This is a genomic window from Bacteroides sp. AM54-2NS (assembly GCF_003602935.1).
GTDB classification, from domain to species: Bacteria; Bacteroidota; Bacteroidia; order Bacteroidales; family Bacteroidaceae; genus Bacteroides; species Bacteroides xylanisolvens.
Window position 1 is genome coordinate 23,298 of sequence record NZ_QTMZ01000037.1, and the last position, 22,360, is coordinate 45,657.

18 protein-coding genes and 2 pseudogenes are annotated in these 22,360 nt (G+C 39.6%); 13 read left to right on the forward strand and 7 right to left on the reverse strand.

From position 1 onward, the window contains the following. Positions 1-131 precede the first annotated feature (131 nt). A complete protein-coding gene (locus DXA05_RS19240) occupies positions 132-377 on the forward strand; it encodes an RNA-binding protein (RefSeq protein ID WP_008640136.1) in 246 nt (81 codons plus the stop codon). Between the two features lie 62 nt (positions 378-439). Here the strand turns inward: DXA05_RS19240 and DXA05_RS26555 are convergent, their stop codons facing one another. After that, the gene (locus DXA05_RS26555) at positions 440-613 is read right to left on the reverse strand and encodes a hypothetical protein (RefSeq protein WP_004316403.1); all 174 of its coding nucleotides are present in this window, start codon (positions 611-613) and stop codon (positions 440-442) included. Between the two features lie 136 nt (positions 614-749). Here DXA05_RS26555 and DXA05_RS19245 point away from each other — a divergent pair, with 136 nt between their 5' ends. Then, complete coding sequence (locus DXA05_RS19245) at positions 750-1,463, forward strand: DUF4396 domain-containing protein (protein WP_009041290.1); 714 nt, start codon at positions 750-752, stop codon at positions 1,461-1,463. A 104-nt stretch (positions 1,464-1,567) separates the two neighbouring features. On the opposite strand, the gene sucD is transcribed toward DXA05_RS19245, so the two are convergent. The 4 genes from sucD to thiD form a co-directional block, all read right to left on the reverse strand. Then, positions 1,568-2,428: a succinate--CoA ligase subunit alpha gene (gene sucD, locus DXA05_RS19250; RefSeq protein ID WP_008022462.1), complete on the reverse strand. Its 861-nt coding sequence runs from the start codon at positions 2,426-2,428 to the stop codon at positions 1,568-1,570. Positions 2,429-2,460: 32 nt separating this feature from the next. Further along, positions 2,461-3,591 (reverse strand): ADP-forming succinate--CoA ligase subunit beta, encoded by a 1,131-nt coding sequence (gene sucC, locus DXA05_RS19255; protein ID WP_128859508.1) that lies wholly within the window; start codon positions 3,589-3,591, stop codon positions 2,461-2,463. Positions 3,592-3,792: 201 nt separating this feature from the next. Beyond that, a complete protein-coding gene (fabD, locus tag DXA05_RS19265; protein WP_004316407.1) occupies positions 3,793-4,680 on the reverse strand; it encodes an ACP S-malonyltransferase in 888 nt (295 codons plus the stop codon). 50 nt (positions 4,681-4,730) lie between these two features. Continuing rightward, the gene (thiD, locus tag DXA05_RS19270; RefSeq protein ID WP_128859509.1) at positions 4,731-5,567 is read right to left on the reverse strand and encodes a bifunctional hydroxymethylpyrimidine kinase/phosphomethylpyrimidine kinase; all 837 of its coding nucleotides are present in this window, start codon (positions 5,565-5,567) and stop codon (positions 4,731-4,733) included. A 341-nt stretch (positions 5,568-5,908) separates the two neighbouring features. Here thiD and DXA05_RS19275 point away from each other — a divergent pair, with 341 nt between their 5' ends. From DXA05_RS19275 to DXA05_RS19305, 7 genes and pseudogenes are all read left to right on the forward strand, one after another. Next, positions 5,909-6,640, forward strand: coding sequence for an NUDIX domain-containing protein (locus DXA05_RS19275; protein ID WP_004295874.1), 732 nt, complete (start codon positions 5,909-5,911; stop codon positions 6,638-6,640). A 111-nt stretch (positions 6,641-6,751) separates the two neighbouring features. Further along, the gene (locus tag DXA05_RS19280) at positions 6,752-8,275 is read left to right on the forward strand and encodes an FGGY-family carbohydrate kinase (RefSeq protein ID WP_008640143.1); all 1,524 of its coding nucleotides are present in this window, start codon (positions 6,752-6,754) and stop codon (positions 8,273-8,275) included. A 41-nt stretch (positions 8,276-8,316) separates the two neighbouring features. Next, positions 8,317-9,632: pseudogene (xylA, locus tag DXA05_RS19285) on the forward strand (xylose isomerase). Between the two features lie 138 nt (positions 9,633-9,770). After that, on the forward strand, positions 9,771-11,225 hold the full coding sequence (gene xylE, locus DXA05_RS19290) for a D-xylose transporter XylE (RefSeq protein ID WP_004316410.1): 1,455 nt from the start codon (positions 9,771-9,773) through the stop codon (positions 11,223-11,225). A gap of 308 nt (positions 11,226-11,533) precedes the next feature. Continuing rightward, positions 11,534-12,400, forward strand: a complete 867-nt coding sequence (locus DXA05_RS19295; RefSeq protein ID WP_004316411.1) for an agmatine deiminase family protein — start codon at positions 11,534-11,536, stop codon at positions 12,398-12,400. Between the two features lie 186 nt (positions 12,401-12,586). Then, positions 12,587-13,057: a hypothetical protein gene (locus DXA05_RS19300; protein WP_004316412.1), complete on the forward strand. Its 471-nt coding sequence runs from the start codon at positions 12,587-12,589 to the stop codon at positions 13,055-13,057. A gap of 84 nt (positions 13,058-13,141) precedes the next feature. Further along, entirely contained in the window at positions 13,142-13,879 is a 738-nt protein-coding gene (locus DXA05_RS19305) for a hypothetical protein (RefSeq protein ID WP_128859510.1), read from the forward strand. A gap of 46 nt (positions 13,880-13,925) precedes the next feature. Here the strand turns inward: DXA05_RS19305 and DXA05_RS19310 are convergent, their stop codons facing one another. After that, complete coding sequence (locus tag DXA05_RS19310; protein ID WP_229077605.1) at positions 13,926-14,756, reverse strand: GyrI-like domain-containing protein; 831 nt, start codon at positions 14,754-14,756, stop codon at positions 13,926-13,928. A 209-nt stretch (positions 14,757-14,965) separates the two neighbouring features. Here DXA05_RS19310 and DXA05_RS27905 point away from each other — a divergent pair, with 209 nt between their 5' ends. The 3 genes from DXA05_RS27905 to DXA05_RS19325 all read left to right on the forward strand — a co-directional run bounded on the left by DXA05_RS27905 (position 14,966) and on the right by DXA05_RS19325 (position 17,500). After that, positions 14,966-15,160: a hypothetical protein gene (locus tag DXA05_RS27905; protein WP_008018215.1), complete on the forward strand. Its 195-nt coding sequence runs from the start codon at positions 14,966-14,968 to the stop codon at positions 15,158-15,160. Between the two features lie 378 nt (positions 15,161-15,538). Beyond that, a complete protein-coding gene (locus DXA05_RS19320) occupies positions 15,539-15,829 on the forward strand; it encodes a hypothetical protein (RefSeq protein ID WP_008640146.1) in 291 nt (96 codons plus the stop codon). Between the two features lie 132 nt (positions 15,830-15,961). After that, positions 15,962-17,500, forward strand: coding sequence for a carbon-nitrogen hydrolase family protein (locus tag DXA05_RS19325; RefSeq protein WP_004295880.1), 1,539 nt, complete (start codon positions 15,962-15,964; stop codon positions 17,498-17,500). 98 nt (positions 17,501-17,598) lie between these two features. Here DXA05_RS19325 and DXA05_RS19330 read toward each other — a convergent pair whose 3' ends face one another. Beyond that, on the reverse strand, positions 17,599-18,648 hold the full coding sequence (locus tag DXA05_RS19330; RefSeq protein ID WP_128859511.1) for a DUF2776 domain-containing protein: 1,050 nt from the start codon (positions 18,646-18,648) through the stop codon (positions 17,599-17,601). Between the two features lie 209 nt (positions 18,649-18,857). On the opposite strand from DXA05_RS19330, the pseudogene ileS reads away from it, so the two are divergent. Further along, positions 18,858-22,345, forward strand: a pseudogene (gene ileS, locus DXA05_RS19335) (isoleucine--tRNA ligase). Positions 22,346-22,360 lie beyond the last annotated feature (15 nt).

Genomic DNA, 22,360 nt, shown 5'->3' on the forward strand with positions numbered 1-22,360 from the left:
AACAATAAAGAGGTTTATTACGATTTGATTTTTTTACGTGTATCTTCTCATTTATTTGAGCATATCCATTTCTAATTAAGATCTTCCTAAAACTTTCTTATTGAATTATTAATTTTTTATATTTGTATTTTATGAATTTGTACATTGGAAATCTTAGCTATAATGTTAAGGAATCGGATTTGAGAAATGTAATGGAAGAGTATGGAACAGTTGCTTCAGTAAAGTTAATCACAGATCGTGAAACTAGAAGATCAAAAGGCTTTGCGTTTATCGAAATGCCGGATGATACAGAAGCTAACAACGCTATCAAACAATTGAACGGTGCAGAATATGTAGGTCGTTCAATGGTAGTGAAAGAAGCATTGCCAAAGAACTAATACTGAATAAATAGACAGTAATAGAGAAGGGCGCACTAGGAAACTAGCGCGCCCTTCTTCTGTTAATCCTCATTATTATCTTCTTCATCATCCACCATATTATTGAGTTCCAATTCCAGGTCTACCAGCTCTTGTTCCCATAATTTCAGGATATTCTTCGGTGTATCTTTTGCGGCTTTCTTTATTCTTTCTTGAGCAACAGATACTTCATGCTCTAATTGTCTACGTCTGCTCATATTTTTATTGTTTTGATTATGAAATGATAACAACTCGTGTGTGGAATAGTTCGACAGGCAAAATTAAAAAGTAGTGGACTGAACTATTCGCAAATAAAGTATGTTTTGTAGTCTGAATCTTTTAAAACATACAATCATGCTCAATTTAATAGCCGTATTCTTAGTCTGTTCAGGTATCGGAATAGCAGTACATATTGCCATAGACCTGACACATCGTCCGCAATCAATGAAAATAATGAATGCAGTTTGGATATTATCTGCATTGTGGGGAAGTTATTTAGCTTTATGGGCGTATAATAAGTTCGGGCGGAGCAGTCCGATGAAGATGGAGGATGACGGGATGAAAGGGATGGGCATGTCTGACATGAAAGATATGGATATGTCAATGGGAGAGATGAGGCGTCCTTATTGGCAATCGGTAGCTTTGTCGGCTCTTCATTGTGGCGCAGGCTGCACATTGGCAGATATCATAGGAGAGTGGTTTACGAATTATGTTCCTGTAACTGTTGCAGGCAGTCAACTTGTTGGGAATTGGGTACTCGATTTTGTATTAGCTTTGATTATTGGCGTTTATTTTCAGTTTTATGCGATTCGGGAAATGGAAAAAATCTCTGTGGGGAACGCGCTGACACGCGCTTTCAAAGCAGATTTCTTTTCTCTTTTATCCTGGCAGGTAGGAATGTACGGTTGGATGGCAATTGTTTATTTTGTGCTGTTCATCAATGAGCCATTGCCCAAAGATACATGGATATTCTGGTTTATGATGCAGTTGGCTATGCTTTTCGGTTTCTTCTGCGCTTATCCGATGAATGCTCTTCTTATAAAATTAGGTATAAAGAAAGGTATGTAAAATAAATGCAGATTCACTTAAAATGATAAGTATGAAATTACTTATTTTGAGTGAATCTGCATCTGTAATATTACTACTTCTGTTTTTTATTTCTCTTTTGGAGGTTACTTTTTCAATAGTTTGGGTATATCCGAAGGCTCTTGTGCCACTCGGATACCAGCTGCTTCCAAAGATTCAATTTTCTCTTTTGCCGAACCGGAACTTCCCGAAATAATAGCGCCTGCATGCCCCATTTGTTTTCCCGGAGGAGCTGATTGTCCGGCAATAAATGCTACCACAGGTTTAGTTACATTATTACGAATATATTCGGCCGCTTGTTCTTCCGCATTTCCTCCAATCTCTCCAATCAGGACGATTGCTTCTGTTTCCGGATCATTCTGAAACATTTCCAGCAGTTGGCGGAAGTGAAGCCCTACAACAGGATCGCCCCCGATGCCGATAGCGGTAGATTGTCCCATTCCATTAGCTGTTAAGTGATATACAATCTCGTAAGTAAGTGTTCCGCTACGGCTGATGACACCTACATTTCCTTCTAAAAAGACTTGTCCCGGTAAGATGCCAACCATGCTTTTTCCCGGAGAGATAAGTCCCGGACAGTTAGGCCCGATCAACATGGCGCCTTTTTGTTCGGCAAACCGATGCGCCTTAATCACGTCCAGTGTGGGAATTCCTTCTGCAATGCAGACTATGATACGGATGCCTGCGTCCGCTGCCTCCATGATAGCATCTGCCGCAAAACGTGCCGGAACGAAAATGATGGAGGTATTAGCCTTTGTCTGCTCGACAGCATCATACATGGTGTTGAATACGGGGATTCCGTCCACATCTGTTCCTCCTTTGCCCGGAGAAGTACCCCCGACCACATTGGTTCCGTATTCTTTCATCTTCTTGGCATGGAAAAGCCCGTCTCTGCCAGTGATTCCCTGCACAATCAAACGGGTGGATTTATCTATTAGTATGCTCATAATTGCTTTATTTTTTAGTGATTTGGTACGTATTATGCTTTCAGAGCCATAAGAGCAGCCTCTTTCATCGTTGTGGCTATTTGGAAACGGCTGTAATTCCGTAACAGTTCCCGTCCGATATGTTCATTGGTGCCTGTAAGCCGGACGATGACGGGGACATTGCTGTTTATCTGCTCGAATGTCTGAAGAAGTCCCATTGCTACATCATCGCAACGAGTAATCCCACCGAAAATATTAATCAGAACCACTTTTACTTTCTCATCCTGCAATAAGAGTTTCATAGCTTCAATAACCTTGACAGGATTGGAGCTGCCACCGATGTCGAGAAAATTAGCAGGCTGACCGCCGTAAAGTTTAATCATGTCCATAGTAGCCATGGCAAGTCCGGCGCCATTTACCATACAACCGATATTGCCGTCCATGTGAACATAACTGAATCCTTTATCTTTGGCATCTGCTTCCACTTTTTCTTCTTCCGTCGGATCAAACAAAGCATGAATCTCCGGATGCCGATAGAGCGCATTGTCATCAAAAACGATCTTTGCGTCAATGGCCATTAACGTACCTTTCTTTGTAAGTGCCAGCGGATTTACTTCCACTAACGACGCGTCATTCTCCACAAAGATTTTATAAAGTTCCTGAAGGATGGCAGCCATTTTACCTGCCTGTTCCATTTGGGGGAAGAGAGTGAAAGCGAAACGCCTTGCCAGATAGTCGGGAAGGCCAATGAACGGATTGATTGAATATCGGATGATTTTCTCCGGTGTCTGACGGGCTACCTCTTCAATATCCATACCACCGGATGCACTCATCATCAGAACGACAGAACGTGTATTCCGGTCGATGGTATAGCTGACGTAATATTCTGCAGCAATATCAACCGCTTCGCTGACCAGAACTTGATTGACAGGAAGACCTTTAATGCTCATTCCGAGAATGTTCTTGGCTTCCTGATAAGCATCTTCCGTATTGTTTACCAGTTTCACTCCTCCGGCTTTTCCCCGACCTCCGGTTAATACTTGTGCTTTTATAACCACTCTGTCTGTTCCCATCCTCCGGTATGCAGCCAGGACGCCTGCGGCAGTACGGCATAAAGTGTGCCTCTCGACAGGTATTCCGTACTTGGAGAAAATCTCTTTCGCTTGATATTCATGTATTTTCATGGCTCATAAATTTGAGTAAATGATTCCTATAATAAAAACAAAAGAAAGATTCGGAAAGTTTGCCGGAAAAGAAAAGTATCAGGGTGTTTTACAACATGTTCGTTTGTATTCCATTTATGGTTTTCATATAAAAAAAAGCGTGTTGGAACTATTACCAACACGCTCTATATCATTTAAAGATGAAGTCTGTCTTACGGATATTTATGCAATACCGTGAGCATTGACAGTACCGTCAATCTTTTTAATCAATCCTTGAAGTACGGCACCCGGGCCACATTCTGTAAAATCAGTAGCACCGTCAGCAACCATATTCTTTACTGATTGTGTCCAACGTACGGAAGCAGTCAATTGAGCAACCAGGTTCTTTTTGATTTCTGCAGGGTCAGTGTGAGGAAGTGCATCCACATTCTGATATACCGGACATTTAGGAGTATGTATTTCGGTAGCTTTGATAGCAGCTTCCAGTTCTATTTTAGCAGGATCCATCAATGGAGAATGGAAAGCACCACCCACTTTCAGCGGAAGAGCACGTTTGGCTCCGGCAGCTTTCATCAGTTCGCAAGCCTTTTCGATACCCGGTACAGAGCCGGAGATAACGATTTGTCCCGGGCAGTTGTAGTTGGCCGGTACGCAAACTTCACCTTCTGCATTTACTGCTGCACAGATTTCTTCTACTTTTTCATCCGGCAATGCGATAATAGCAGCCATGGTGGAAGGAGTAGCTTCGCAAGCTTTCTGCATAGCCATTGCACGTGCATACACAAGTTTCAATCCATCTTCAAAACTCAATGCACCGGCAGCAACCAATGCAGAGAACTCACCAAGTGAGTGGCCGGCAGTCATTTCCGGTTTGAAGTCATCGCCCATGCAAAGAGCAGAAATAACAGAGTGAAGGAAAACGGCAGGTTGAGTAACCTTTGTCTGACGAAGATCTTCGTCTGTGCCGTCGAACATGATATCTGTAATGCGATATCCGAGGATATCATTTGCTTTTTCAAACAATTCTTTTGCTAAAGCTGAGTTTTCATACAGGTCTTTACCCATTCCTACAAATTGAGCGCCTTGACCGGGAAATACAAATGCTTTCATATTTTTATTATTTAATTGATTTTTAATTGCGGGTGCAAAGTTACGTATTTTTATGATACAACCGCACAAAAAGTACACATTTGTGCAACGGTGTCCGGAAAATGCCATAAAGGGCCGTTACCATGGCCGATATTCAATTCTTTTCCTGCGATAATGGCTTGAGTGATATATGTTTTCGCATGCTGGATGGATTCTCGCATGGGGTAGCCTTTGGCAAGATAGGTGGCAATAGCGGAAGAGAGGGTACATCCCGTTCCATGCAGATTATGGCTTTCTATTTTTTTCTCCTCATATATATGGTAGATAAATTCGGACGTATGCAAAAGGTCGCACATATTGTCTCCTTCCAGATGTCCGCCTTTTAGTAAGATATTAGTCTGATAATCATCCGTCAGCATTTTGGCAGCGGTCTGCATATCCTGAATGTTGTGAATACTTTTACCTGTAAGTACTTTTGCTTCATCAATATTAGGGGTGATTAATGTGACAAGCGGTAAAAGTTCTTTTTTGATTTCTTCTATCGCTTCATTTGTCATAAGTTTCTTTCCGCTGGTAGACACCATTACCGGATCGTAAATGACGTATGCAGGCGAATATTTTTGTAGACAGTCGGAAATTACACGAACGATCTGAATGTCATTTATCATTCCTATTTTGATGGCAACCGGTTGCAGGTCGTCCATCACGGCTTCTATTTGCCCACGAACCATATCCGGAGAGATAGACTGTACGGCGCGTACCCCCAGTGTGTTTTGTACGGTGATGGCAGTGATGGCCGATGCTGCATAGCCTCCTAAAGCCGAGATTGTTTTTATGTCTGCCTGAATACCTGCGCCTCCCGAACAATCGGAGCCGGCAATGGATAAAATGACTGGATGACGTTCCATTTTAGATTTTTTAATATTTACCCGACAAAGATAGAATAAAAAACGATAAGGTACAAAATGACATATCGTTTAAAATACAATAAGTACCTTTCCGGGTGTCTGTTGGAAAAGATATGAAAAGTACTGATAATAAAGCGTCCATCTAGTTTTTGTACTTTATACAATTACTCACCCGTGGAAATACTAAAATACATATTGTAATTCGTAAGATAACACTAACTATTCATATTGTAGAATGTATGATATGTATTTATATGAAAAACAATGTTTTATAGCATAGTTCTTATTTTTGTTTTGATGGTTTTTAGCCTCTATATTTGCATCGTCTTAAAGAAATAGATATGCAAAATTTACAGAAAAATACACCTTTAGCAAACAATCATATATCAGTAGACTGTGTAGTGATTGGTTTTGACGGAGAACAACTGAAAGTGTTGCTTGTAAAACGTGCAGGTGAGGATAATGGAGAAGTATATCATGATATGAAACTTCCCGGAAGTCTTATCTATATGGATGAAGCCCTGGATGAAGCTGCACAACGAGTTTTGTATGAACTGACAGGACTTAAAAATGTGAATCTGATGCAGTTTAAAGCATTTGGTTCTAAAAACAGAACGAGTAATCCGAAAGATGTACGTTGGTTGGAAAGAGCTATGCAGTCAAAAGTGGAGCGTATTGTTACCATTGCATATTTGTCGATGGTGAAGATAGATCGTACGTTGGATAAGAATCTGGACGATCATCAGGCTTGCTGGGTCGCTTTGAAAGACGTGAAAACACTGGCTTTCGACCATAATCTGATTATAAAGGAGGCAATGACTTATATTCGTCAGTTCGTAGAATTTAATCCTTCCATGTTGTTCGAACTGCTTCCGCGTAAATTTACAGCCGCACAATTAAGGACTCTTTTTGAATTAGTATACGACAAAGCCGTGGACGTGCGTAACTTCCATAAAAAAATAGCAATGATGGAATATGTAGTTCCTTTGGAAGAAAAACAACAAGGAGTGGCTCACCGTGCTGCCCGTTATTATAAATTTGATAAGAAGATATATAATAAGGTAAGAAGGTAGACCCTGTTCAAGTATCAAGTATTAAGTATTAGGCGTTGGATGTTAAAGCATTAATTGTCGGACATTGAGAGTAAATCGTAAATAGTAAATCGTTTAATCGTAAATAAAATTATGTTTCTATTAGGTTATGACATAGGTAGCTCGTCTGTAAAAGCGAGTTTGGTAAATGCGGAGACTGGTAAATGTGTATCCTCGGCATTTTTTCCGAAAACAGAAGCGAATATTATTGCAGTGAATCCCGGATGGGCGGAACAAGATCCTGAAAGTTGGTGGGAAAACTTAAAGTTGTCCACGCAGGCTATTATGACCGAATCCGGAGTGAGTGCCGCTGAAATTAAAGCCATCGGTATCTCTTATCAGATGCACGGATTGGTTTGTGTTGATAAGAATCAGCATGTATTGCGTCCTGCTATCATCTGGTGTGACTCTCGTGCGGTGCCATACGGTCAGAAAGCGTTTGAGACAATCGGGGAGGAGAGATGTCTTTCTCATTTGTTGAACTCACCGGGAAATTTTACCGCTTCCAAGTTGGCGTGGATTAAAGAAAACGAACCGGCCATCTATGAGCAGATTGATAAGATAATGCTGCCGGGCGATTATATTGCCATGAAGTTGAGTGGAGAAATCTGTACAACTGTTTCCGGGCTTTCGGAAGGTATGTTCTGGGATTTCAAGAACAATCGGGTGGCTGATTTCTTAATGGATTATTACGGGTTTGATTCTTCTTTGATTGCAGATATTAAACCGACCTTCGCAGAGCAGGGACGTGTAAATGCAATAGCTGCCAAAGAGCTTGGACTGAAAGAAGGGACACCGATTACTTATCGTGCAGGCGACCAGCCTAACAATGCCCTTTCTTTGAATGTGTTTAATCCTGGAGAGATTGCTTCTACGGCAGGAACATCGGGAGTGGTTTATGGCGTGAACGGTGAAGTGAACTATGATCCGCAGTCACGCGTCAATACCTTTGCGCATGTCAATCATACCATAGATCAGACACGTTTGGGAGTATTGCTTTGCATCAACGGAACAGGTATTCTCAACTCATGGGTGAAACGCAACATTGCTCCCGAAGGAATATCTTATAATGAAATGAATGTATTGGCTTCCAAAGCGCCTATCGGCAGTGCGGGAATCAGTATCCTGCCCTTTGGTAACGGTGCCGAACGTATGCTGAATAATAAAGAAATCGGTTGCAGTATCCGTGGACTGGATTTTAATACGCATGGCAAACACCACATTATCCGTGCCGCTCAAGAAGGTATTGTATTCTCTTTTAAATATGGCATTGATATCATGGAGCAAATGGGAATTCCTGTGAAGATGATCCATGCCGGACACGCTAATATGTTCTTGAGTTCTATCTTCCGCGATACTTTGGCGGGAGTCACAGGAGCTACTATCGAGCTTTACGATACGGATGGTTCCGTAGGCGCTGCGAAAGGTGCGGGCATCGGTGCAGGTATCTACAAGGATAACAATGAGGCATTTGCTACGCTTGACAAACTGGATGTGATTGAGCCTAATGTGGCAAAACGACAGGAATATGCTGACGCGTACGCAAAATGGAAATACCGTCTTGAAAAGTCGATGACCGGTAACATACCGGCTCCAGTTCTGTCTTCAGATAAATAATTAACAATTTAAATAATAACCATTTTAAAAATAAAAGAATTATGGCAACAAAAGAATTTTTCCCGGGAATTGAAAAGATTAAGTTCGAAGGTAAAGATAGTAAGAATCCGATGGCATTCCGTTACTACGATGCTGAAAAGGTTATCAACGGTAAGAAGATGAAAGATTGGTTGAGATTCGCTATGGCATGGTGGCATACTTTGTGTGCTGAAGGTGGCGACCAATTCGGTGGCGGAACAAAACAATTCCCTTGGAATAGTAATGCTGACGCTATACAAGCTGCAAAAGATAAAATGGATGCAGGTTTCGAATTCATGCAGAAAATGGGTATCGAATACTACTGTTTCCACGATGTAGACTTGGTTTCTGAAGGTGCAAGCATCGAAGAATACGAAGCTAACTTGAAAGCAATCGTAGCATACGCAAAACAGAAACAAGCTGAAACAGGCATCAAACTGTTGTGGGGTACTGCCAACGTATTTGGCCATGCACGTTATATGAACGGTGCTGCTACTAACCCTGATTTTGACGTAGTAGCTCGTGCTGCTGTTCAGATCAAGAATGCAATCGATGCAACGATCGAACTGGGTGGTCAGAACTATGTATTCTGGGGTGGCCGTGAAGGCTATATGTCTCTTCTGAATACAGATCAGAAACGTGAAAAAGAACACTTGGCAAAAATGCTGACCATCGCTCGTGATTATGCTCGTGCCCGTGGTTTCAAAGGTACTTTCCTGATTGAACCGAAACCGATGGAACCGACAAAACATCAGTATGATGTAGATACAGAAACAGTAATCGGATTCCTGAAAGCTCATGGCTGGATAAAGATTTCAAAGTGAACATTGAAGTAAACCACGCAACTTTGGCTGGTCACACTTTCGAACACGAATTGGCAGTAGCAGTAGACAACGGCATGTTGGGTTCTATTGACGCTAACCGTGGTGATTATCAGAATGGTTGGGATACAGACCAATTCCCGATTGATAACTACGAACTGACACAAGCTATGATGCAAATTATCCGCAACGGCGGTTTGGGTAACGGTGGAACAAACTTCGACGCTAAAACTCGTCGTAACTCTACTGACCTGGAAGATATCTTCATCGCTCACATCGCAGGTATGGACGCTATGGCTCGTGCATTGGAAAGCGCAGCTGCTCTGCTGAACGAATCTCCCTATAAGAAAATGCTGGCTGACCGTTACGCTTCATTTGATGGCGGTAAAGGTAAGGAGTTTGAAGATGGCAAGTTGACTTTGGAAGATGTAGTTGCTTATGCAAAAGCAAACGGTGAACCGAAACAGACTAGCGGTAAACAAGAACTTTATGAAGCAATTCTGAATATGTATTGCTAATTAACCCCACCACAGATTACACGGATTGTCACAGATTGATTTTCTTCTCTCTTATTTTGAATTTTATCTGTGTCAATCTGTGAAATCTGTGGTGATATAAATCCAACTACTACAACACTACTTTATCTACTTATAACCATGATTAATACAACGAACGAGGGTAGTAAACTCTACCTATATTCGATAACCTCTGTCGCCATTTTGGGAGGACTGCTTTTCGGATACGATACAGCGGTTATTTCCGGTGCAGAGAAAGGCTTGGAGGCTTTTTTCCTTTCGGCCTCTGATTTTCAATACAATAAAGTAATGCATGGAATCACATCTTCCAGTGCATTGATTGGCTGTGTACTGGGTGGTGCGATCTCCGGTATATTTGCTTCCCGTTTGGGACGTCGTAATTCTCTAAGGCTTGCTGCCGTACTCTTTTTCCTTTCAGCATTAGGTTCCTATTATCCGGAAGTCTTGTTTTTCGAATATGGAAAGCCGAACATGGATTTGCTGATTGCTTTTAATTTGTATCGTGTTTTGGGCGGTATCGGTGTTGGACTGGCTTCTGCAGTCTGTCCGATGTATATTGCTGAAATTGCTCCTTCTAATATTCGTGGAACGCTTGTATCGTGTAACCAGTTTGCTATCATCTTCGGTATGTTGGTAGTATACTTCGTGAATTTCCTGATTATGGGCGACCATCAAAATCCTATTATTTTGAAAGATGCAGCCGGTGTACTGTCTGTTAGTGCTGAATCTGATATGTGGACTGTTTATGAAGGATGGCGTTACATGTTCGGTTCGGAAGCTTTCCCTGCCGCTTTCTTCGGTCTGTTGTTGTTCTTTGTTCCCAAGACTCCTCGTTATCTTGTATTGATACAGCAGGATGAAAAGGCTTATTCGATCCTTGAAAAGATCAATGGTAAGACAAAAGCACAGGAAATTCTTAATGATATTAAAGCTACTGCTCATGAAAAGACAGAGAAAATCTTTACTTATGGAGTGGCAGTAATTGTGATCGGTATTTTGCTTTCTGTATTCCAACAGGCTATCGGTATTAATGCGGTACTTTATTATGCTCCTCGTATTTTCGAAAATGCAGGTGCAGAAGGAGGTGGCATGATGCAGACAGTTATTATGGGTATTGTAAACATTGTCTTTACATTGGTTGCAATCTTCACTGTAGACCGCTTCGGACGTAAACCACTATTGATAATCGGTTCTATTGGTATGGCTGTAGGTGCATTTGCGGTAGCAATGTGTGATAGCATGGCAATAAAGGGTGTTCTCCCGGTACTTTCAGTGATTGTGTATGCAGCATTCTTTATGATGTCTTGGGGACCGATTTGCTGGGTGTTGATCTCGGAAATATTCCCGAACACGATCCGTGGTAAAGCGGTGGCAATCGCCGTAGCATTCCAATGGATATTCAATTACATTGTATCTTCTACTTTCCCGGCACTGTATGACTTCAGCCCGATGTTTGCATATAGTTTATATGGCATAATCTGTGTGGCTGCTGCCATCTTCGTTTGGCGTTGGGTACCCGAAACGAAAGGTAAGACACTGGAAGATATGAGCAAGCTTTGGAAAAAAAATAAATAAATTAGGTTAGTGTAATTTCATCATGTCATTATGACTTCGGTTTCTTGGCATGGTTCTATTAAGATTATGACATCGTACCAATGGTAGGGTGTCATAATTGTTTTATATACTATTGATAGATAATCACATGTAAAATCATTTAAATGAAGGTATACGAATCGTTTTGCATTTTTGAGTAAATAGATTGTTTGGCTATGCACTTATCTTTGCATTGTGATATTTGTGAGATCGTTTTAATCTATGGATATTGCCAAATGGCATTTTTCTAGTTATAACATATTATTATTGGTTTTTCGTTAGGTAAGATTATGGTTACAGAACAGTATAAAGATGCCATTTATTTCTCAAGTCTTTTTGCTTGGCATTATCCCAATGTTTATAAAGAAATATCAGACATTCTTGTTTACCACCATATAGAGCATGGTACATTACTACACACTAAAGATTATTGGTGTCGAGATTATATGCCAATACAGTGGGGATTTAAGTCTTATATTCAATTTCGCTATGAACCTGATTATTTGAAGGATAAGCCACAGTACAAAACTAATATTATTCCTGTACTTAAAGCTATGAGTAGAGATATGGATATTACACAGTCTCCACTTATTGTTGATGGGGGAAATGTAGTCGTGTGTGAAGCGAATTCAAAGTGGATAGGATCATGTATGAGAGGTCGGAAACCAATTGTCATCATGACAGAAAAGGTATTTCAGGAAAATTCACAGATTGACCAGAGCGAAGTACTGGCAATACTAAAGGAAAACTTTTATGGAGCAGATATTGTATTTCTACCATGGGACAAATATGATATCTGTGGTCATACAGATGGAATTATTCATAATATTGGTGATGGTAAGATATTGGTCAACTTGAAAGTTTATCCTCCAGAGATAGAACGAGAAATGAGACGTAGATTGAGTGACGATTTTGCCGTTATAGATTTAAAACTTAGCAAGTATGATGAAAATAGTTGGGCATATATAAATATGCTTCAGACACGTGATGTAATCATAATTCCCGGACTTGGATTACCTACAGATGGAGAGGCTTTAAGCCAGATAAAAGAATTGCATCCTTCCTATGATGGACGAATTTACCAGATTAATATAGCTCCGATTATAAAGAAATGGGGAGGTGCATTGAATTGTTTGTCTTGGACTGTGACTAAATAATAAGTAGAAAAAATAAAATAAGTAAGAAATATGGAACTAATTATTGGATTTACAATATTATTTTTGATTGGTGTAAAACTGAATCGATGGATAAATGGTAGCCTTGTCAGATTGTTGTCAACAGGATAAGAATAGCATCACTACGGGATAATTCATTAAATTCAAAATTTATAAAATAAAAATTGTATGATATCAGCGTTATCGACTTTCAAACCTATACTTTATATTGATATGGATAATGTATTAGTTGACTTCCAATCAGGTATTAACAAATTGAGTGAATACGAAAAGAAAGAATATGAGGGACGATATGATGAAGTTCCTAACATTTTTGCGAAAATGTATCCATATAAAGGAGCAATTGATGCTTTCCATCGTTTAGTACGTTTTTATGATGTGTACATTCTTTCCACGGCACCTTGGAATAATCCTTCTGCTTGGTCGGATAAACTTGTATGGGTGAAAAAATGGTTAGGTACATATAGCTATAAACGATTAATTCTTAGCCATCATAAAAATTTAAACAAAGGAGACTTCTTGATAGATGATCGCCTCAAAAATGGTGCGGAAAATTTTAGTGGTGAATTGATATTATTTGGTTCGGAGCAGTATCCGAATTGGGACTCTGTTGTTGACTATTTGATATCATCTAAGTGAGAAATAAAAAAAAGTTGATATATTCAGACAACTCTTTACTAAAAAGATTATCTTTACCCAAAGAAATTTAATATTATAATAATCATGGATACTTTGAAAAAAGAAATTGCAATTTTAATACAATGTAGTGACTTTAAGGAAATAGAGAAACAGCTTCAAACAATTAATAAATTGATAGTTACAAATTATATGTTTGAGTTGAGTAATGGGTTGCGGATTTACCCAATTGAAGTAGAAGCTTATTTTAAGCACCCAAAGTTTAATGATGGGTTTGTGCATGGAAATGAACTGCAAAAGAATAATTATGGAAAATTTTATGTTCATCGTACAGGCATGACGAAGAATTCAAAAATTAAAGGTGGCACCAGAGGAGGTATTGATCTTTGCTTATCTGATAGTACTGATATATATTATGGTATCTTGATAAGAAGTGCGCAGTTTGATGATGGCACAATAAAATTCGGACCAAATAATGTTTTAAAATTCATTGTTGAGGATAAGAATTTAGATTATAATACTTTGGAGGAAGAATTTGTTTTAAAAGAAGCTGTTGAAGATTGTCGTGATAGAGAAAATAAATCAATTATTTTACATTCTACACGTGTTGGTTTAGGCAGAAATCAAAGTGATGATTTTAGAGACTCGCAATTGCGAACAATAGCAGGGCCGCTGCTTTTATCTTATGCATATAAAGAAAAGGAAAATGTTTTTAAGCACTATATTATTAATGAAAATATATCAAAAGAGGAAGCCGAAAAGATTTCTATTGATATCCTCGGGTATTGTCCTAAGTCTTTGATAAAGAGTGTATATCAGGCATGATAGTTACTAATTTTGTATAAGAGTGATATTTCACCCTTATACAAAATTATTTAATGATTGGAATCCAAACTTCAGTAAGAAGCTCTTTCACATCTGTGTCAGCGGGAGAGTTCAAGTAATGTTCCAAGATTGGAGTTTCTCCTAAGCAATATGATTGCGGTAATTGTTTCAATATTATCTCATAGAAGGCATCTAACAATGCATAATCTCCTTGATGAATATAAACTGCGTATGTACCTTGAGGTAAATCCATATGTTTTATTGGATTAGTAAGAGGAGGATTGGATCCTACTCTTTTTTGAATGGCTATACAAGCGTAAAAACGGCATTTTTCTAATGAGGTAATGTCTGTATCATCATAAGCTATCCCCCAATAATCTTCCTTATCTGGTAATAAAGAGTTTTCTTTAGCATATTTATATAGGCAATCCCAAGTGTATGTCTCAAAAGCAACTGTGCTACAAGTGTCATAATTGCCAATATAAGATAAAAATAAGACAGGTATTGTTTCTGATTCCACTATGCGGTAAGGAGAAATACATGAAGGATAAGTATGACTTGTTTCCAATAATTTCTTTTGTAGTTCTCGAGGAGTGAGATTGTATTTTTTTTGAAGTGTATTATTTAAAGCTGACTGGTTAGCAAATCCAATATATTCATATATTTCAGCTATACTTTTTTTATTATCTTTGAGTAATTGCTGGGCGTATTCCATACGTGTGCGAATGATATATTGATGTATTGTTTCGCTAGTGTAAGCTTTAAACATCAGCTGAAGATTGCGAGCAGACATGCATGCTATTTTAGCTAATTCTGGTATAGACATCAAACGATTGAACTCATCAGCAGTTTTACCTGTCCAATTCTTTTGTATCATGGAATTTAGATAATGAAGAATAGTCTCGATTTGTCCTTGATAGGAGAATTTGTTGGAATTCATATCTTTTCTTTATCTTTTGGGGTACTCTTTTATCATGATTGATATTCGCAAAGATAGTATTTATATGCTCATCCTATATGAAAATGATTCAAAAGTTGATTCTGTCTTGAGCATATTGACTTCGAAATATCAATGTAATAAAAGACATGATTATTACAATGATTTCTCATATCCGTTTCTGGCTTAAAAAATATTTCTTTGGAAAATCTAATTGTTTTATCTTTGAAATTTTCCAGATTAGAGAGAAGTGGATAGAAGAAGTAGAATCAAATAAAAGCAGCTATTTTCCGCAGCTAAAGCAATGCTTTAGCCTACTTAAAGCGCCGCTTTCCTTCTCTTAAAACGCTGCTTTTTTTCTTTCTGCTTAAGCTGTATTCTCTATATATAAGAAACATTTATTTAATCTACTCCTTCATTTTTCTTCTGAATTACCAGTAAATAAGAATTTTGTGGGTGAAGGAGTGCTTCTTCACCTTTGGAATTTGCAGAAAAAGAATGCATAAAATAGATAATACAATAAAATATATATTTGTGTAAAAGATATTATCGTTCGATTATTCCTTTTGACTATTAAATGAATTGATGTTAGAAAATATCTATTTGATTTTTTTTGTTTTTCAATTTATTAGAATAACTTTGATGAATATACTTATAGCTAACATTGTCCGCCATTCTTTATTCTCACAAATTAGTTGATTATTTTTTATATTGTTACTATTATGATTAGAATTATAGCTAGTATAAGGTTATATAAGGATGGTCGTAGAACCCCATTTTATAGTGGGTATCGACCTTTATTTGATTTTATTGAGGAGACGAAAACTTCTGGTCAAATAACTTTGCTTGATAGGGAGGCTTTTTATCCCGGAGATGAGGGGGTAGTTGAAATAGCTTTTCTTATTAGAAGAGCTTTAGGAGATAATTTTTCTGAAGGCACTAAGTTTACCTTTGGAGAAGGACGAAAGCACGTAGGAGAAGGTGAAGTAAAAGAAATATTAGAGTTAGAGTAATGTCAAAGTATATAAGTTTGAATTGAATAACTCAATTTACATAAAATACTATTATTAATTTTTCTTGGTTTCAAAACACAATTAAAGGATTAACTATACCTTTGCACTATCTTTTATAAAACACGTATTGTTATGGAACAACATCCGATAAAAATTAATAAAGTGCAGATACGCAATCTGCAAATAGAAGATTATGTACAACTATCCCAATCGTTTACCCGTGTTTATTCTGACGGTAGCGATGTGTTTTGGACTCGTGAGCAGATACAGAAGTTGATTAAAATCTTTCCGGAGGGTCAGATCGTCACAGTCGTTGACGATAAAATAGTTGGTTGTGCTCTTTCTATTATTGTTGATTATGATAAAGTAAAGAACGACCATACGTATGCACAGGTTACGGGTAAGGAAACATTCAATACACATAATCCCAAAGGAAATATCCTGTATGGCATTGAAGTATTCATCCACCCGGGCTATCGTGGTTTGCGTCTCGCACGTCGTATGTATGAATATCGTAAGGAGCTTTGCGAAACATTGAATCTGAAAGCGATCATGTTTGGCGGACGTATCCCGAATTATCATAAATATGCTGACAAAATGCGTCCGAAAGAATATATCGAACGGGTACGTCAACGCGAAATTTATGATCCGGTACTTACTTTCCAGTTGTCGAATGATTTTCACGTTCGTAAGGTAATGACTAATTATCTGCCAAATGATGAAGAATCAAAACATTATGCTTGTTTGCTCCAGTGGGATAATATCTATTATCAGCCACCTACACAGGAATATATCAGTCCCAAAACTACGGTTCGCGTAGGATTGGTGCAATGGCAGATGCGTAGTTATAAAACGTTGGATGACCTGTTCGAACAAGTAGAATTCTTTGTGGATGCAGTCTCCGATTATAAAAGTGATTTTGTTCTTTTCCCGGAATATTTCAATGCTCCTTTGATGTCGAAGTATAACGATAAAGGAGAATCGCAGGCTATTCGCGGATTGGCAAAGTATACGGATGAAATTCGGGAACGGTTTATGAATCTGGCTATTAGCTATAATATCAACATTATAACCGGAAGTATGCCATACGTAAAAGAGGACGGATTGCTTTATAATGTAGGTTTCCTTTGCCGACGGGATGGAACCTACGAAATGTACGAGAAATTACACGTCACTCCCGATGAAATAAAAAGTTGGGGACTTAATGGTGGTAAACTTCTGAATACTTTTGACACGGACTGTGCAAAGATTGGAGTTTTGATCTGCTATGATGTCGAGTTCCCCGAACTTTCCCGCCTGATGGCAGATCAGGGAATGCAGATATTATTTGTTCCTTTCCTGACAGATACCCAGAATGCCTATTCCCGTGTTCGTGTTTGTGCGCAGGCACGTGCCATCGAGAATGAATGTTTTGTGGTCATTGCCGGAAGTGTCGGAAATCTTCCCCGTGTGCACAATATGGATATTCAATATGCCCAATCGGGGGTATTTACCCCATGCGACTTTGCTTTTCCAACGGACGGAAAGAGGGCGGAGGCAACTCCTAACACCGAAATGATTTTGGTATCGGATGTTGATCTGGATTTGCTGAACGAACTGCATACTTATGGTAGTGTACGCAACTTGAAAGACCGCAGGAATGACCTGTATGAGGTGAGATACAAGAAATAAAAAGAGTGACGCTATGCTGTCCGGATAGCGTCACTATATGCCTTGGATAGCGTCACTATCCGGGGCATATAGTGACGCCCTTTTTATAGAATACTTTTTTATTTGGAAGACGTGCCACTCTCCAATATACTAACGATAGAAAACAGCGTAAAGCAAATAGCTCCGAGACCTACCAAAACACGTGCCGGAATGAAATAATCAGCATGTATAGTAGCAAGCTCGAATACAAAAGCCGCCAGGAACAGACAAGCCAATGCCGTAAATACCGGAATCATAGGAATACGGTTGGCTAATTTGAACTCTTGCCTCCATATCTTAGCCAGCAGGATTACTTTGCTGGAAATACTGTAACATACTAACCCCAACCCGAGCATAATATATCCGGTGGTACCGTTTGCACTTCCGGAATCCGCCAAAATCACGAATAATCCCCATACAAAAGAGATAGATCCCATTAATAAAACCAGTTTCGGCCATTTATTCCGTTCTTTTTCTGAATAATCATTACGTATCTGGCGTGCTATGGTAGCTACCAGTGCAATCAAACTGGTACAAATACATGCCAGACCGACCATTACATGCCCCGCCACAAAATAAGCAGGATGAGAATGACTGTTGCCCAATAATACAAATGCCCATATCCATGCGATCAGCGAAACGATGATGGCAACAATGACCAATGCCCGTCTCTGATTAAGGGAAAAAGCTCCTTCCGGAACTTCATTACTTGTCGCTTTTGAATTCCTCGGAATTAAAGAGAATCGGGTAGAAGAGGTGGCGGCGGTAGCTACACAAGTGGTAATAAATCCAACGCCGGTGATAACGTGTCCTGCAACAAATGCAGAGGTGGAAGTGGCATTACTGAAAATGCAGATGCCTCCAATAATAGTAATGATGGCTGCCAGATAGCCTATAACCGGCAAAACGTATTTGGCCGATTTATTATAAGTATGTATGATTTGCCGGATGATAGTGGCAGCCGTGCAAAACAGTGCAATGCATATCATACCGAGTGAAAACACAACAGGACCGGCCACAACACGACTCCCGTCATCTCCATAACCATAAATAAACGCTCCGTATCCGAAGCAAAAAATAGCCATCGCCAAAGGGATTGCTCTGAATAAAATGCTAATACCGTAATTCATAAGTTAAAGTGCTTTTAGGTTCCCACTAAAACAAGGAGATACCTGTTTTGTTTAGGCTGTAGGCGGTTTATAATCGTTAACTTCACACGAATCCGATTAAAAGTCCTAGCTTTTTGCTCAACTAAACAAATGTTTTTGTAAATTTGCACCCTTAAAAATGGGGATACCCCTCAAATTGTAAATTGTAAATAGTAAAATCGTAGACAGCTATGGGTAAGAGATTTACTGAATATTCGCAGTTTGACCTTTCGCAGGTGAACAAAGATGTGCTGAAGAAATGGGACGAGAACCAGGTTTTCGCCAAGAGTATGACAGAACGTGATGGCTGTCCTTCGTTCGTGTTTTTCGAAGGACCTCCCTCGGCTAATGGTATGCCGGGTATTCACCATGTAATGGCTCGTACCATTAAGGACATTTTCTGTCGCTACAAAACGATGAAGGGTTATCAGGTGAAGCGTAAAGCCGGATGGGATACGCACGGACTGCCTGTGGAACTAAGTGTAGAAAAGGCATTAGGTATCACAAAAGAAGATATTGGTAAGAAAATCTCTGTTGCCGACTACAATGCGGCTTGTCGGAAAGACGTGATGAAATATACCAAGGAGTGGGAAGACCTGACTCATCGGATGGGATATTGGGTGGATATGAAACATCCTTATATCACGTATGATAATCGCTATATTGAGACATTATGGTGGCTATTGAAGCAACTGCATAAAAAAGGATTGTTGTATAAAGGATATACGATCCAGCCGTATTCACCGGCTGCAGGAACAGGATTGAGCTCACATGAGTTGAATCAACCAGGCTGTTATCGGGATGTAAAAGATACAACGGCCGTTGCCCAATTTAAAATGAAGAATCCTAAACCGGAAATGACGGAATGGGGAACTCCTTATTTTATCGCTTGGACAACTACTCCATGGACATTGCCTTCAAATACGGCTCTTTGTGTGGGACCCAAAATTGACTATGTGGCTGTACAGTCTTACAACGCTTATACCGGAGAACCTATCACGGTTGTTCTGGCAAAAGCTTTATTGAATGTACACTTCAATGCAAAGCTGCTGATCTGAAATTGGAGGACTACAAAGCCGGAGATAAACTTGTACCGTTTAAAGTGATTGCCGAATATAAAGGTACTGATCTTGTCGGTATGGAATATGAGCAGCTGATTCCTTGGGTAAAACCTGTTGAAGTATCTGAAAATGGTACTTGGAAAGCTAGTGATAAGGCTTTCCGTGTAATACCGGGTGATTATGTTACTACAGAAGATGGTACAGGTATCGTTCACATTGCACCTACATTTGGTGCAGACGATGCGAATGTGGCACGTGCTGCAGGAATCCCGTCACTTTTCATGATTAATAAGAAAGGCGAAACTCGTCCGATGGTGGATTTAACTGGTAAATTCTATCTGTTGAATGAGCTGGATGAGAATTTCGTAAAAGAATGTGTTGATGTAGATAAATACAAAGAATATCAGGGTGCATGGGTGAAAAATGCTTATGATCCTCAATTTATGGTGGATGGCAAATACGATGAGAAAGCTGCGCAGGCTGCCGAATCGTTGGATATTGTCATTGCCATGATGATGAAAGCAGACAACAAGGCTTTCAAGATAGAAAAGCATGTCCACAACTATCCGCACTGCTGGCGTACAGACAAACCGGTACTTTATTATCCATTGGATAGCTGGTTTATCCGTTCTACCGCTTGCAAGGAGCGAATGATGGAATTGAATAAAACCATCAACTGGAAACCGGAATCTACCGGAACCGGCCGTTTCGGCAAGTGGCTGGAAAATCTGAATGACTGGAACCTTAGCCGTTCTCGTTATTGGGGTACTCCATTGCCTATTTGGCGTACAGAAGATAATACGGATGAGATATGTATCGAATCTGTAGAAGAACTTTATAATGAAATCGAGAAATCGGTAGCTGCCGGATTTATGAAATCCAATCCATACAAGGATAAAGGTTTCGTGCCGGGTCAATATTCGGAAGAAAATTATGATAAGATTGATCTTCACCGTCCTTATGTAGACGACGTCATATTGGTATCGAAAGATGGCAAACCGATGAAGCGTGAATCAGACTTGATTGATGTATGGTTCGATTCGGGTGCTATGCCATACGCGCAGATCCATTATCCGTTCGAAAATAAAGAACTGTTGGATAACCGTCAGGTATATCCGGCTGACTTTATTGCAGAAGGAGTAGACCAGACTCGTGGTTGGTTCTTTACCTTGCATGCTATCGCTACCATGGTATTTGACAGCGTGTCCTACAAAGCTGTTATCTCTAACGGTTTGGTACTCGATAAGAACGGTAACAAGATGTCCAAGCGTTTGAATAACGCTGTCGATCCGTTTACTACGATTGAAAAGTATGGTTCCGACCCGTTGCGTTGGTACATGATTACCAATTCTTCTCCATGGGATAACCTGAAATTTGACGTTGAAGGAGTGGAAGAGGTTCGCCGTAAATTCTTCGGTACCTTATATAATACGTATTCATTCTTTGCGCTTTATGCGAATGTAGACGGATTTGAGTATAAAGAAGCGGATGTACCGATGGCAGAACGTCCGGAGATCGACCGTTGGATCTTGTCTGTATTGAATACATTAATAAAGGAGGTAGATACATGCTATAATGAATATGAACCGACAAAGGCAGGACGTTTGATCTCTGATTTTGTGAATGATAATTTGTCCAACTGGTATGTTCGCCTGAATCGTAAACGTTTCTGGGGTGGTGAATTTACACAGGATAAATTGTCTGCTTATCAGACATTGTACACTTGTCTCGAAACAGTTGCCAAACTGATGGCTCCTGTATCTCCGTTCTATGCAGACCGGTTGTATACTGACTTGATTACAGCAACAGGACGCGACAATGTAGTTTCTGTCCATCTTGCCGAATTCCCGAAATATCAGGAAGAAATGATAGACAAGGAACTGGAAGCCCGCATGCAAATGGCACAGGATGTTACATCTATGGTGTTGGCATTGCGCCGCAAGGTGAATATCAAGGTACGCCAACCGCTGCAATGTATCATGGTTCCGGTGGTAGATGAAGAGCAGAAAGCTCATATCGAAGCTGTGAAGAACCTGATAATGAATGAAGTGAATGTAAAAGAAGTCAGATTCGTTGATGGTGCAGCCGGTGTATTGGTGAAAAAAGTGAAATGTGACTTTAAAAAGCTAGGCCCGAAATTTGGCAAGCAAATGAAAGCAGTAGCTGCTGCTGTTGCAGAAATGTCACAGGAAGCCATCGGTGAATTGGAGAAAAACGGAAAGTATACATTAAATCTGGATGGTGCGGAAGCTGTTATTGAAGCATCGGATGTCGAGATCTTTAGTGAAGATATTCCGGGATGGTTGGTTGCCAATGAAGGCAAACTGACAGTAGCGCTTGAAGTGACCATTACCGAAGAACTGCGTCGCGAGGGTATTGCCCGTGAACTGGTGAACCGTATTCAGAATATACGTAAGTCAAGCGGCTTCGAGATTACAGACAAAATAAAAATAACAATCTCGAAAAATACGCAAACAGATGATGCGGTAAATGAATATAATACTTATATTTGTAACCAGGTTTTAGGCACATCTCTTGAACTTGTAGATGAAGTGAAAGACGGAACAATGCTGGAGTTTGACGACTTCTCATTGTTTGTGAACGTGATAAAAGACTAATACTATATTGATTAA